The 13,860-nt window shown below is 43.3% G+C and carries 9 protein-coding genes; 6 read left to right on the top strand and 3 right to left on the bottom strand.

Annotation, left to right across the window (positions count from 1 at the left end; genetic code table 11):
- Nucleotides 1-78: 78 nt before the first annotated feature.
- Complete coding sequence (locus JMY08_RS03445; RefSeq protein ID WP_201590534.1) at nucleotides 79-2,541, bottom strand: heavy metal translocating P-type ATPase; 2,463 nt, start codon at nucleotides 2,539-2,541, stop codon at nucleotides 79-81.
- A 465-nt stretch (nucleotides 2,542-3,006) separates the two neighbouring features.
- Between JMY08_RS03445 and JMY08_RS03450 the strand changes: the two genes are divergently transcribed.
- Both JMY08_RS03450 and JMY08_RS03455 read left to right on the top strand, forming a co-directional pair.
- Nucleotides 3,007-3,378, top strand: coding sequence for an Imm8 family immunity protein (locus tag JMY08_RS03450; protein ID WP_201590537.1), 372 nt, complete (start codon nucleotides 3,007-3,009; stop codon nucleotides 3,376-3,378).
- A 183-nt stretch (nucleotides 3,379-3,561) separates the two neighbouring features.
- The gene (locus JMY08_RS03455; RefSeq protein ID WP_201590540.1) at nucleotides 3,562-4,011 is read left to right on the top strand and encodes a hypothetical protein; all 450 of its coding nucleotides are present in this window, start codon (nucleotides 3,562-3,564) and stop codon (nucleotides 4,009-4,011) included.
- A 519-nt stretch (nucleotides 4,012-4,530) separates the two neighbouring features.
- Here JMY08_RS03455 and JMY08_RS03460 read toward each other — a convergent pair.
- Both JMY08_RS03460 and JMY08_RS03465 read right to left on the bottom strand, forming a co-directional pair.
- On the bottom strand, nucleotides 4,531-5,823 hold the full coding sequence (locus tag JMY08_RS03460; protein ID WP_201590543.1) for a tyrosine-type recombinase/integrase: 1,293 nt from the start codon (nucleotides 5,821-5,823) through the stop codon (nucleotides 4,531-4,533).
- 692 nt (nucleotides 5,824-6,515) lie between these two features.
- Nucleotides 6,516-7,859: a DUF2470 domain-containing protein gene (locus tag JMY08_RS03465; RefSeq protein ID WP_201590545.1), complete on the bottom strand. Its 1,344-nt coding sequence runs from the start codon at nucleotides 7,857-7,859 to the stop codon at nucleotides 6,516-6,518.
- 193 nt (nucleotides 7,860-8,052) lie between these two features.
- On the opposite strand from JMY08_RS03465, the gene JMY08_RS03470 reads away from it, so the two are divergent.
- The 4 genes from JMY08_RS03470 (at nucleotide 8,053) to JMY08_RS03485 (ending at nucleotide 13,785) form a co-directional block, all read left to right on the top strand.
- Nucleotides 8,053-8,817, top strand: a complete 765-nt coding sequence (locus tag JMY08_RS03470; protein WP_201590548.1) for an ABC transporter ATP-binding protein — start codon at nucleotides 8,053-8,055, stop codon at nucleotides 8,815-8,817.
- 51 nt (nucleotides 8,818-8,868) lie between these two features.
- Nucleotides 8,869-9,906 (top strand): ABC transporter substrate-binding protein, encoded by a 1,038-nt coding sequence (locus JMY08_RS03475; protein WP_201590550.1) that lies wholly within the window; start codon nucleotides 8,869-8,871, stop codon nucleotides 9,904-9,906.
- Complete coding sequence (gene fhuB, locus JMY08_RS03480) at nucleotides 9,903-12,065, top strand: Fe(3+)-hydroxamate ABC transporter permease FhuB (RefSeq protein WP_201590554.1); 2,163 nt, start codon at nucleotides 9,903-9,905, stop codon at nucleotides 12,063-12,065. The genes JMY08_RS03475 and fhuB overlap by 4 nt, the downstream gene beginning before the upstream one ends.
- A 370-nt stretch (nucleotides 12,066-12,435) precedes the next feature.
- Nucleotides 12,436-13,785 (top strand): diaminobutyrate--2-oxoglutarate transaminase family protein, encoded by a 1,350-nt coding sequence (locus JMY08_RS03485; protein ID WP_201590557.1) that lies wholly within the window; start codon nucleotides 12,436-12,438, stop codon nucleotides 13,783-13,785.
- The last annotated feature ends 75 nt before the right edge of the window (nucleotides 13,786-13,860 follow it).

Consider the following 13,860-nt stretch of genomic DNA (forward strand, 5'->3'; position numbering starts at 1 on the left):
AGACATTAATGTTTAAACCCTATATGGATACCCTTTACGATTCTACATTCACTCTGTAGCGGTTTAGTAGTTCGCTGACTATACTTTAAAGTACTTGAGGCGTAATGCATTGCCTAAGACAAAAACAGAAGATAGCGCCATGGCGCCTGCCGCAAAAATGGGTGAGAGCAGGATACCAAAGGCGGGATACAAGACACCTGCGGCAATCGGAATCAAAGCAACATTATAAATAAATGCCCAAGCCAGATTTTGTCTGATATTGCTGATGGTGGCTTTACTCAAGGCAATTGCAGTAGGCACACCTTGCAGACTACCTGACATTAGCACCACTTCAGCCGCCTCAATCGCCACGTCTGTGCCTGTCCCAATGGCCAATCCAACATCGGATTGAGCCAATGCAGGGGCATCATTGATACCGTCACCAACAAATGCCACTCGGCCGTATTGTTCTTGCAACTGGCGTATTGCATCTACTTTGCCTTCGGGTAATACTTCTGCTACTACCTGATCAATATTTAATTTTGTGGCAATCGCTTGGGCGGTATGACGATTATCACCTGTAATCATGGCCACTTTTAAGCCTAACTGATGTAGTGCGGCGATGGCGGCATGAGTCGTCTCTTTAATAGGGTCGGCAACGGCGATGATAGCGGCCAATTGCTGATCAATAGATACATAGAGTGGGGTTTTACCTTCTTGCCCCAAACGTAGCGCATCTTGTTCAAAAGGCGCAACATCAAGCCCCAATTGTTGCATATAACGATCTGCGCCAATGTGAACCACTTGGCCTGCCACGTTTGCTTGAATGCCCAAACCTGTCATCGCTTCAAAGTCAGTGATAGGTAGCAGTTGAATATTCTGTTGTTCTGCAGCTTGAACAATGGCTAAGGCAATGGGATGCTCAGACTTTGCTTCAACTGATGCCACCACACGTAGGACTTGTGCTTTCTCAAACCCTTGTTGGACTTGGAAATCTGTCAACGTAGGTTTGCCTTCAGTCAATGTGCCTGTTTTATCAACGGCAACCACGCTCACATTCTGAAGCATTTGTAGCGCTTCACCTTTACGAAATAGCACACCCAATTCTGCACCACGACCTGTACCGACCATAATAGAGGTCGGGGTAGCCAATCCCATTGCACAAGGGCAGGCTACAATGAGCACGGCAACCGCATTGATTAAGCCAAAGGTTAAGGCAGGGTCAGGGCCAAAAATCAACCAAACTGTGAATGTTAATGCTGATAAAAACATCACCGCTGGTACAAACCACATGGTGACTTTATCCACCAATGCTTGAATCGGTAATTTAGAGCCTTGGGCTTGTTCCACCATACGAATGATTTGTGCTAATACAGAATCTTCACCGATGGCCGTTGCCCGAATATTCACGGTGCCGTTTTGATTGATAGTACCGCCGACCACTTGATCACCTGCTTGTTTTTTCACAGGAACAGGTTCACCAGTAATCATAGATTCATCAATATAACTGTGACCGTCAACGACTTCGCCATCGATAGGCACACGCTCGCCTGGACGAATCTCAACTATCATTTTTGCGGTGACATCTTCTACAGGGACCTCAATGACCTTGCCATCTTGGTGTACACGGGCGGTCTTTGCCTGCATGCCCACTAAATGCTGAATGGCTTGAGAAGTACGTCCTTTAGCCTTTGCTTCAAAATAGCGTCCTAATAGTATCAAGCTCACAATCATGGCAGCGGCTTCGTAATAGACGTGCACCGTGCCTTCAGGTAACGCTTGCGGGATAAATGTCGCTATGAGGGAAAAGCCATACGCTGCGATAGTACCAATCGCCACTAGCGAATTCATATCTGGCGCAAAACGCAATAAGGCTGGCACGCCTTTTTGATAAAAGCGTCGGCCTGGAAAGATTAATACCAATGTGGTCAAAACAAACTGTATCAGCCAACTTTGTTGAGTGCCGAGGTTATTCACTACCCACATATGAAAGGCTGGAATCATATGCGAGCCCATTGCTAGAATGAATACGGGCAGTGACAACAGCGCAGAAAGCCCTAAATCTCGTTTAAGCTGCTTTTGCTCTGATGCTTTCTTATCTTGTCGATCACTTTGATCTTGTTCTACCAGTTTGGCCTCGTAGCCCGCTTTTTTAACGGCCTCAATTAAGTCGCTCGTTTGTATTTGAGCATCGCCTTTAATCCAAGCGCGCTCAGTAGCAAGGTTGACCGTGGCTTGTTGCACGCCAGCGACTTTGGCCAAGGATTTTTCTACTCGCCCAACACATGAGGCACAGCTCATGCCTTCTATGGATAGCTCGATAGGCTTAGTTTCAGTCACCTTATAGCCTGCGCGCTCTACTGCTTTATTTAACTGGGCAACATCTAAAGGCTGCGATGAGTAAACAGTCGCCTGTTCAGTGGCAAGATTTACCTCGGCGTTTTCAACGTGTTCAATATTTTTTAATTGTTTTTCGATACGCCCGACGCAAGATGCGCAACTCATGCCTTCAATGCTCAGTACTTCATGATAAATAGGGGCTTTAGTATTTTTTGTTTTCATAACAACCTCTGTCGTTTTTAATTCTGTTTTTAATCTATAGTGACAGCATATAGGTTGACATCATGGTAAGGTCAAGCGTATTTCTACAATACTTTCAAAAAAGCATACTTGAGCCTTATTGCGGTGACGAGGTAAGGGTACGGAAGGTTAAAATGAGAGGAGTGGTAGATAACAAAGGAGGGTATTGCCGATAAATTATCTCATGGAAACAAGGGCGGCACCCTACCTAGTGAGGACTTAAACATTTGGCTGTCGGATAATAGTATCAAGGTTTACACTTTCTGAAACGATCACTGTGTACTTCATAGTGTACTTACCATATATACTCTACTCGTGATTAGTGCGCTATATAGGCATCGAACCGTAGCCTTTGTCACTAGTTCTAATACTATTCTATGTGTTTTCTAGTTCATCTGAATAAAAGCTTCTTATCGTAAACGGCCATTTAAAGTGAGGTATTAAGAAATGCTCACAGTACAACATATATCGTTTGAAGATCATCAAGATTTTGATGATTTTGAACTACAAGGTGACGATTATTTCAACTTAACAGTTAATCTACTATTAGGTAATGAAATTGGAAGTGACATATACTATTTCAATTTAGTAAATGATTATAGAGAAAACTCTGATAGAGCAGTTATCGAGCAAAATGATATTTTTTTTAGAGAAAAGGGTGTATTCGTAACGAAGGTATTTGATAAGTATAGTTTACTTAATTTCGTTAAAACTTTAGTGGAAGAGAACACTTCTAATAAAAATTCAGATGAACAGTCGACTAACTTATCAAAATATTTTCATTGGGAGTTTGATAACTATATTCCATACCTAGAGTAATTTCCTGTTTAGATACGATTGGACGCCGTAAGAGGTTGGTCATACTAATGTATACCTATGGCGAACTAATCAGGCGCTTTCACTGGTTTGGTGCGCTATACAGGAGTCAAACTATATGATGAAAATTTTCCAAGTTAATTTCTACGAGATTAACGGCATGGGTCAGATGTAAGGATAGTTATAATGAAATACATCAAACACTTTGTAAATTCTTATGGAGAGCATACTTGGGATTTTACGTACTACTATCATGAAGTAGTTCCTAAGATACTTAAACATAGGGAGGAGTTAAGCCCGATTTTATCAAGTGATTTAAACGGAATAGATAATAGAGAGAAGACGCTTAATAAAGGCACAATCCAGACGATTTATTATGATTTAGAAAATGATAGGATTTCGTTGAAGATCGAGCAAAGACAAGGCAAAGATTTAATAGAAATCATCTATTCCGATATTGTGAATGTTAATATCAATTGTTGTATATTACCAATCACCATAATGGTACATGAAGTAGACGTAACGCCTGATAGTAATATCATACATTCACTATTTTTATTAGGTGATACAGAAATAGTTTTTGAATGCAAAAAAATAGAATTAAAGACTATACGTCTTGAAAAAGTCACAAGTTAAGCTCGAAATTAACTGCACTGTCTAATTGATTATGTCAATATCAAAGCATATATTTTGGGTTCAACTCATCAAAATATATAGCAAGAAATTTGACTATACCCCAAGGGGACCAGCTATTTCAGCCTTCAAACCTATTAATAGACCATTTAAAATAGACCGCCATAATGGAACCACTGATAATAGACCGCGAGCCTTGATACCCTAGATCATCCTTAACTAGACGTTTCTCAAATTGTGAAGCATCCTTAGAAAATTGTTTATTAAAATCCTGAATTCACAACATGACTTCATAACTCGTACTACGCCCTGAGGCATCAGATTTTTTTAACATGCCTTTTTCTACCAAGTCATTGATATCTCTTAATGCAGTATCAGCTGAACACTTGGTTATCGTTGCCCATTTTTTGGTGGTCAGTTTGCCATAAAAATTCGTTAGTAAGGTATTGAGGAGGATGCGGTGATTATCGAGATTATTCAATGCTTTTTAAGTGTGCATATAGGTCGTACAGATACGTTCTGTCATGTTTTGCTAAAGTTTATACTTGATTTATGATTCCGCAGCCCATCTATATAATTGGCCCAATCCTGCATCATTTGCACTCTGGTATCGATCTCATCAAGCCGGTTATAAGCACCGCCATGCGTGTCTTTGATTCTATGGCCCAGCTGCAACTCTGTCACGATGTCCGAATAGCGCAGTTCGGGTTGCTCCATCAGCAAGGTTTTGGCCGATGCCCGAAACCCATGAGCGCATTGCACATCTTTATATCCAAGCCGATGAAATATCTGTACTAGGGTTGCTTTGCTAATATATGAATTGCTTGAGGCGCGCATCGATGCAAATACGTACTCTTTATGACCTGTGATTGACTGTATGTTTTTTAGACGTGCAATTACTTGTGTCGCTAATGGTACAACTAAGTGCGACACCATGTCCTCACGACCTTCGCCCTTGGTAGGGGAGAACGCCCATAGCTTATTGTCCCAGTCTATATCCTGCCAGCGCATAGATCGCAAATCGATACTACGCACAAACACATAAGGCAACAGATTCATTGCCTCTATCGTAATGGCACTTGCGCCTTTAAATGAGTCCATGTCTCGTAACAATATTGCAAACTTATCAGGCTTAGTGATGGCTGGCAAATGATTGCCTGAATTGGCTGGGGCAAGCTCACCGCGCGTGTCCATCGCCACATTTTTGTCACATAATCCTCGCGCCACTGCGAACGAAAATACTTTTTCAGTATAAAGTCGGGTACTTGCGCCAACAAAGGTGGCTTGGTTTTCATTGTTTTGAATGGCCTCGCATACACCCAAAATAATCTCGCTGGTGATGTCATTCATTTTTAAGTCGCCAATCTCACGACACATATATCCTAGACACAAATCCCAAAACTTGAGGGTCGACTCACTAAACGAGGGCTTTTTAGTCTTATTATGATGACGACTCCCTATCTTGTGGTCTCTCCAAGCCTGTGCAACCTCAGCAAACGTGGCGTTTTTTAGATGAGCATACTTATTAACTTGTTCTTGTTGCTGTATGGCCTTGGGGTCAGAGCCTTTTGAGACTAGATTGAGTATGGACTCGGCTTTATGCTTCACCTCATACAAGCTAATATCATCAACCTTACCAAGCATCATTCTAGGTCGTTTGCCGTCGATATGTGGATGCGAATAACGAAGGTAGTATTCTTTTTTGCCATTTGGGTAAATACGAACACTTAGACCAGAAGTGCCTGAAATACTGATTGAATAATCTTTATCTCGGCATTCAAGTTTATTAATATCGTTTATAGTATTGACAGCCATTATGTATATCCGTAAATGTTGCAGGTGGAATGTGTCCAAAATATTTATAGATAGCCTGAGAGTATACTTTCTACAATAGTGATGACTACTGAAAGTCCTGCTATGTATAAATTACAAAGATCATTGGACACTGGTGTGGACACTAATTATCGCCAGATATCTGAATAAAACTATTTATTATAGTAACTTAAGTCTTAATTATCCCCAAGGTTCACTTGGGGATAATTCTAGTATAGTGAAGACAGAAGGAATAAGCTATATTTCAATTGGCGTGCAGGCGATTAATGATTGGTGAGCACCATAAATATGGAGAAGCCTATCAAGGCTTGCATTGGATAGAAGAGGATTTGAGCACCTTTAGGTAAAAACGCATGCTCCTGTACTTGCACAGAATCACTTAATCAGGGTCATAGTACTGTTCTGTGCAAATTTGGACGGCATCAAATTCAATGCTTTAGATTAAAATAGCTCAGTGGAAACAAGAGCCATTTAAAAGACCACTAAGTGCTTCTCTAATAAGTGCTTCTCTAATAAGTGCTTCTCTAATAAGTGACTCTCTAATAAATGATTCTCTAATCTGAAACACTTTTTGATGGTGCAAAGCGCAGAGTAATAGCGCAAAGTTATTATGACTCCTTCTATCAAAATAAAGCGCTCTGGTATTGTCAGAGACATAACGTCATTTATGCAAACTAATCGTGACGCCAATATACTTTTACCACAACATCGGTACGACTGAGTTCTAGTCGCTCTCTCAACAATGGGCGCAGTGCTTTGGTAGTATTCGCTTCTAGTGCGCCCCAAACTTTATCAATCTGTAGAGGATTGTCAGTTAAATAATCACCTAGTGTACTGTCAATCAGCGTTGCTAAATCTGATCCTGAGTTTGCTTGATTGGTTACTATAGGCAATATGGTAAAGTGGTCATTGCCGTGGGTTTCAGTGTCGCAATCAATTTTATTATCAATGCTAATGTTACTGTTGTCATAACTAATGCTATCAAGGCTACTGCGCATTTTTACTGTATCAAAATAACTTTGATCGTCTGCATCTTGCGTCACACAAATAACTAATGGTGGCGTAGGGTTGCTCCATAACTCCAGCAGTCGTGCTGCCGTTGGCATCGATGTTTCATCAACAATCAATACCGCTTGACCATCTCGCAAGTGCTCCACCTTTTCTGGAAACTCTCGCTTTGTAACGACGGTCTCGCCTGTTTTTAGTGCTGCTGCCCAGTTACCGCCCGGCGTATCCCCATGTAAAAAAACATCGACCCATGCTCGTATACCATCATCGGTATGCCATGCTTTTCTTAAGGTGTAATAACAGTGAGGACGAGCAGGGCGTACGTTATTTTTTTCACTGTCATTAACCGCATTGTCATCAGCTTTATTGGCATCAATGCTGTCAGTCATCAATGCATTCGTCATTGCATTGTGCTCTAAATCAAACAAGTACGCGTAACCTGCTTCGTTAGTAGGTACTGAGGTCGAGATTGTTGCGCCCTTAGTATTACTTAATTTGGCGGTATTATTTAATGGCGTATCACTATTTAATGACGGCATGCTCAATTCAAGGCGTAGCATGTTTTTGCTGACGTTATAACTGTTTTGCACATCAAATACTTGCTTGGTCAGTTTGATCGTTTTTTTGCCCAGTTTTTTATCTGCTCTTTGTTTAAGCAAGATATATTGGGCTTGTAAATCATCAAACTGCGAGATAGGTGTGGCAAAATTAATAAAAAAACTCTGGTCATGGAGGGAGTTATCTTGAGCGTTCGCCGGTTGATACTTTGAATTTTTTTGGCGAGTTTGTATTGTAATGCCTTCAGCATAAATATCAGTTATCTGTGCATCTACGTGATCCAATTCAGCTGTAGATAGTGAGGTAAATACACTCAAAAATCCGAGTAATTCATCGAGATGCTCTTCATTGATGTGAGCGACGACATTGGCTATTTCAGGGTCATTTAATGAGGTGTATTGGCTGTTTTGGTTGTTGGCGTTTTCTGTAGTAGCTAAAAGCTGGTTAGTCATATAAATACTCGCAATCAACAGAGCGTTGAAATTAAAGTGAATGATTTTTTAGTTAATGATAATTGTTTTTGTTATCATTTACGAGTAAAATCAATTCTTATTATGGTTTGATCTTCAAAAATTGGTCTATAACCAATGATCGATACACCATCATTCTTATGACATATTACTTTTATCAACAATGAGTGCTTATATGCTACGTGCAAACCAGCTGACTATCAGCCGTCAAGGAAATACTCTATTAGACAACGTGACTTGTGAGATTGATACCAATCAACTGGTGGCTCTGGTTGGGCATAATGGCTCTGGCAAATCAACTTTGATTAAAGCATTGGCAGGCGAGATGGCGAGTAGTAGTGGTGATGTCACATTAGACGAGCGCAGCATCAATGACTATGGCAGCAAGGAGTTGGCACGGCAGATGGCATATCTACCGCAGCAATTGCCAGAAGCGGCTGGCTTCACGGTGCGTGAGCTGGTCATGCTAGGACGCTACCCACATCAGAAATGGCTGCAAAAGCCCACCCAATCAGATAAAGAAAAAGTCGCGCAAGCATTAAAATTGACTCAAACCGAAGCGTTTGCTGATCGAATCACGGCCACACTATCAGGCGGTGAGCGCGCTCGTGCTTGGCTCGCCATGTGTCTGGCACAAGATACGCGGTATTTGTTGCTCGATGAACCACTTGCTGCGCTTGATATGCATTATCAAATCGAGGTCATTCAACTTATTCGTCGTTTGGTAGACGAGCAAGGCTTGAGCGTGGTGATTATTATCCATGATATTAATTTGGCCGCGCAGTATGCCGACCGAATCATCGCACTGAAAAATGGTCAAGTATGTCACAACGGCGATATCGCCAGTACCATGCAACCTACCGTGCTACGCGATATCTTTAATGTCGATATGCAGCTGCTCAGTCATCCTATCACTGGACAGCCTGTTGCAATTGCTTAACCTCCTGGTCTCTGCTCCCTTTTTTTAATTCGCCTACAAAGATATGCTTCTATGCCTCCCATTCTTTATAAAGAACAATCATCGAAACGCCCAATAGCTAAGCTTAAGCCAGTATCAGTGACGCCAGTGCCAACAGTGACAGCACTGAAGTGGTTCGCGCTCTCATTGTGCTTGGTATTGACGGCCTGTAATAATCAGACGTCCACACAAAAAACCACCGATCAGCTCGATGAATTGCCATCAAGCATTACCTCAGCAGCAGAAAACAGTCATAGCGATAGGATGAATATCGCCTCTCCTGACTGGGGCAATGCGGCGACGTTGACAGCGATGGGTCATGCACCAATTGCGACAGGTGATATAAGGGTTTGGGACAGATGGGTGGGAAGCCCTAAATTACCCTCATCAACCGTAGATTTGGGCATCCGCTATCAGCCCAATGCTGAGCTAATCGCCCAACTGCCTGTTGATATGGTTATAGACAATTACTTTTATGAGCATGCGCGGAACTTATACGGCGATGTCCCTGCTGAGTCTGTGATGTCTGCCGCCAAAGGAGAGACGGCAACGTGGGCTGACTATACCGAACCGACGCGGGAGCTTGGCGTACTGATTGATAATCCAAAGATGGCTGAGGACTATATTGTACAAAGTCAAAAAGACATACAGCTAGCCAGTCAGCAATTGCAGCAGCGTTATCCAAGAGTCAAAAAGTTTGCGGTGGTGCAGTTTGCGGATGCTAACAATATGCGTATGTATGTGGCAAACAGCTTATTTCAACCTGCGTTAAAGCAGATGGGTAAAGAGCTTGTGGTATTGGGCAAAGGCAATAATTGGGGATTTGTGCCGATACGAATGGGAGATTTGGCGCAATTAGATGATGAGACTTGTTTATTAATTATCGATCCACTCAGTCCAATCACTAGAGCTGAAATTGATGATAGCTTGATTTGGCAGCGTTTAGGTTATGGCAATACCCGCTGTGTGGGGGAGCTACCTCCAGTATGGATTTATGGCGGTATGTCGTCATTGGTCAGCCTAGCAAATAACTTGTCAGAAGTATCATTAAAAGGCGGGGATGTACTATGAGCGCCAATGCAGACACTCACAACAAAAACAATAATATCAATAACCACATCGACAGTGCTCATACGATGACATTAGCTTCTCAAGCAGCAACAGTTCCAAAACCCTCATCAACGTCATTGAAACAGTCATCACCACTGAATCAGCCACCGAATCAACCCAACCCCCAGACTTCTTTGTTTGCCAGTATGTCTTGGCGACTGTGGGCCATGCTCATCGGATTAGCGGTTTTGTCATTATGGAGCAGTTGGATACTGCTAGATCAGCAGTGGACACGCCCAATTAGTGATTTGCTCATACCAAGCTCGCAATTGGATATTGCCAGTATGGCGGTACAGCTACATATAGTGGCAACCAGCGTAGTGGCGTTGTTGGCTGGCGGGCTATTAGGCGTGGTCAGTATTCTACTACAGCAATTGGTAAAAAATCCTTTAGCATCCGATACGACGCTAGGTGTGGGCGTGGGTGCACAGTTGGCCATGCTCATCGTCACGTTATTTTTGCCAAGCTTGGCTATTTATGGCGGACTTTATGTGGCCTTTGTAGGGGCTATCATCAGTATGGGGCTGGTATTTGCCTTATCAGCACCCAGCCGGTTTAATCCATTGATTTTGATATTGGCTGGTTTGGTGGTCAATATTTTGCTGGCCGCAGTAGCCAATGTACTGGTGCTATTTTTTGCTGAGCGTAGCAATGGCATGCTGTCATGGGCGGCTGGTTTTTTGGCACAAAACAGCTGGCATACCAGTATCGCGCTAGTCATCACTGCTATTTTGATGGCGGTTGTATGTCTGCCATTACTAAAGCCATTAACGCTGATGAGTCTAGATGACACGCAGGCAAAACGTCTGGGTGTCCCTATCAATGGCATTCGCGCACTTGTTGTATTGGTGGTCGCCGTGGTGACGGCCTTAGTGATTAGTGAAGTTGGCTTGATTGGTTTTATTGGTCTTGGTGCAGCAAGTTTGGTTAATGCGTTGGGCATCTCTGCTATTGGTAAGCGTTTGGCCACAGCCTTTGGGTTGGGGGCGCTGCTGTTATTGTTGACCAGTAATGTCGCGTTACTGCTTGAGCCGATACTCGATATGCAGATTCCAGCTGGTGCCATGACAGGTATCCTGGGTGCACCGCTGATTATTTGGCTAATTTTACGTCAGCGCCGCGAGCGGATAGAGACAGTGACGCCGATGCTTGCAGGTAAGCATACATCCATTGCCTTTTGGCGATGGGGCGTTGGTGTGCTCGCTATCATCATGTTTACCTGTTTATTTGTACAAGATATCAATGGTTGGGGGCTTAGTACAGACTGGGCGCTCACGCAGCAGTACCGCTTGCCTCGCAGTTTGAGTGCTGCTGCCACAGGTTTGATGTTGGCAGTTGCAGGCGTGCTACTGCAAACTTTAACACGTAACCCTATGGCCAGTCCTGAGGTATTGGGGGTCAGTTCAGGTGCCGCACTTGGGGTTATTTTAGGGTTTTTATTATTACCAAGTTTAGGGCTATCTGCTGGAGCAGGGACGTTGCTGATTTCAGGACTCTCAGGTGCAATGGCTGTGCTGCTATTGATTATTTGGCTAGCACGCAGGGTGAGCTCAGGTTATTTATTATTAGTAGGTATAGGTATTGCCGCCATGATGGATGGGGTGATGCATATGGTCAAGCTCTCAGGAGATCCGCGTCTGGAAGCAATGCTCAGCTGGCTGTCAGGGACAACTTATAGCGCCCAGCCCAGTACAGTATGGTATCTCATTGGCATTGCCGCTATTCTATTTGTGCTCAGTTTATTGCTTATAAAACCCTTGCGTGTCCTTGGATTAGGTACAGGTGTGGCACGTAATCTAGGTGTGGCAGTCACGCCAGTTACCTTGTCATTACTGGTATTAGTAGCAGCGCTTAGTACGGCCAGTACGCTTGCCGTTGGCCCATTGAGCTTTATTGGTTTAATGGTGCCACATTTGGCTACTTCACTAGGCGCTGTAAAGCTTGAACGCCAATTGCCATTAGCTGCACTTTTAGGGGCAGGCGTGATGGTGATAGCGGATTGGATTGGCCGTTATGTTATTTTCCCTTATGAACTGCCTGCGGGCACAATTGCGGCGATTATCGGTGGTGGATATTTCTTATGGCTCATTCGTAAGGTACCAGCCTCGGCCAGTAGATAGCGGCTGTCTTTAGATAGCTATTAACCAACGATATAAGTGAGCACAGATAGTTTAGAACTATCTGTACTGGGTAGCTGTGTGTCATTAATTAGTCGACAGTTTGTAGTAGTCTGCATTGTTCCTAATTAATCGCTCTTGATTCATCGTTCTTAGATTCACGCTAGCTGCTATCTTTGTCATTTTTATCAACAGAAAATTCGCAAACTGGGTTGACAGTCAGTTATTGGTAGTAGATACTACGCCTCATTAATAATAATGATTATCATTTACATTATTGTTCAATATAAATGAGTAATATTTTAAGAAGTAAGCGTCAACACTTACTTTTGAATGTTTATCCAATACGACTGACAATAACAAGGCTAGAGCTATGGACACGATCCTTTTAGACAAACCACTTGATAACGAATGCTACTTACATCGTCAAGAAAAATTTGAATCGAAGGTTCGCAGTTATCCACGTAAGCTACCTTTTGCGATTCAATCAGCCAAAGGGGCGTGGATTACCGATGTGGAAGGTAATGAGTATATCGACTGCCTATCAGGTGCTGGCACGCTGGCACTTGGACACAATCATCCCGTAGTCATAGAAAGCATCAAAACGCTATTGGATAGCAATCTACCGATGCATACATTGGATATCACCACACCGTTAAAAGATAAATTCAGCGAGTTCATGTACAAACTACTCGCCACCAATAGCGATGAGTATTGCTTGCAGTTTTGTGGCCCGACGGGCGCTGATGCGGTAGAAGCGGCGATTAAACTGGCCAAACAAGTCACGGGTCGTTCAGGTGTGTTTAGTTTCAGCGGTGGCTATCATGGCATGACACATGGCGCGCTGGCGGTGACAGGAAACTTGGCACCTAAACAAGGCATCGAGGGCCTGATGAGCTCGGTGCAATTCTTGCCTTACCCCAATATGTATCGCTGCGCGTTTGGCTTGCCTTTTGAGCAAAGCATCCAGGCCCATATGAGCTATTTTGAAAATTTCTTAAAAGACGTCGAGAGCGGTGTGGTGAAACCAGCCGCGGTCATTTTAGAAGTCATACAAGGGGAAGGCGGCGTCAACCCTGCGCCAATAGAGTGGCTGAAGCATGTGCGCCGAGTGACAAAAGAGCTTGGCATTATGCTGATCATCGATGAAGTGCAAACAGGGTTTTGCCGTACAGGACGTTGGTTCGCCTATCAATACGCTGATATTGATCCCGACATGATTGTGATGTCAAAAGCAATCGGCGGTGGTCTGCCACTTGCGGTATTGGGCATCAAAAAACAATATGATGTATGGCAGGCGGGCAACCATTCTGGCACGTTTAGAGGCAATCAATTGGCGATGGCGACTGGCCTTGCCACTCTCAATTACTTAAAAGACAACAACGTTGCTGACTATGTTTTAGAAATAGGCACGTGGTTTATGGCGCAGCTAAAAATACGCCAACAGCGCTATCCACAAATGGGCCAAGTCAGAGGACGTGGTCTCATGATTGGTATAGAAATTATCAATCCAAGCCTACCTAAGCAAAATGACGGTAGCTATCCAGCAGACAGTGAGGTGGCTGCCAAAATCCAACAAGCGTGTTTCAAACATGGATTGGTGATTGAAAAGGGCGGGCGCGGTGGCACAGTACTGCGATTATTGCCGCCCCTCAATATAACCAAAGATGAGCTGCAGCAAGTCTTGCAAAGGCTTGATATGGCGCTAGAAGACAATCAATAGTCTTGCCAGCGCCTTAGTATGATTCACACGTTTATAAAAAAATCTGATAACAACTCTAATAACGACTCTAATAAT

Source organism: Psychrobacter sp. Pi2-51 (genome assembly GCF_904846665.1).
GTDB classification, from domain to species: domain Bacteria; phylum Pseudomonadota; class Gammaproteobacteria; order Pseudomonadales; family Moraxellaceae; genus Psychrobacter; species Psychrobacter glaciei.

Excerpts from the sequence above, each read along its gene's own strand:
- JMY08_RS03445 (WP_201590534.1), bottom strand. The coding sequence starts at position 2,541 with ATGAAAACAAAAAATACTAAAGCCCCTATTTATCATGAAGTACTGAGC.
- JMY08_RS03450 (WP_201590537.1), top strand. The coding sequence starts at position 3,007 with ATGCTCACAGTACAACATATATCGTTTGAAGATCATCAAGATTTTGAT.
- JMY08_RS03455 (WP_201590540.1), top strand. The coding sequence starts at position 3,562 with ATGAAATACATCAAACACTTTGTAAATTCTTATGGAGAGCATACTTGG.
- JMY08_RS03460 (WP_201590543.1), bottom strand. The coding sequence starts at position 5,823 with ATGGCTGTCAATACTATAAACGATATTAATAAACTTGAATGCCGAGAT.
- JMY08_RS03465 (WP_201590545.1), bottom strand. The coding sequence starts at position 7,859 with ATGACTAACCAGCTTTTAGCTACTACAGAAAACGCCAACAACCAAAAC.
- JMY08_RS03470 (WP_201590548.1), top strand. The coding sequence starts at position 8,053 with ATGCTACGTGCAAACCAGCTGACTATCAGCCGTCAAGGAAATACTCTA.
- JMY08_RS03475 (WP_201590550.1), top strand. The coding sequence starts at position 8,869 with ATGCCTCCCATTCTTTATAAAGAACAATCATCGAAACGCCCAATAGCT.
- fhuB (WP_201590554.1), top strand. The coding sequence starts at position 9,903 with ATGAGCGCCAATGCAGACACTCACAACAAAAACAATAATATCAATAAC.
- JMY08_RS03485 (WP_201590557.1), top strand. The coding sequence starts at position 12,436 with ATGGACACGATCCTTTTAGACAAACCACTTGATAACGAATGCTACTTA.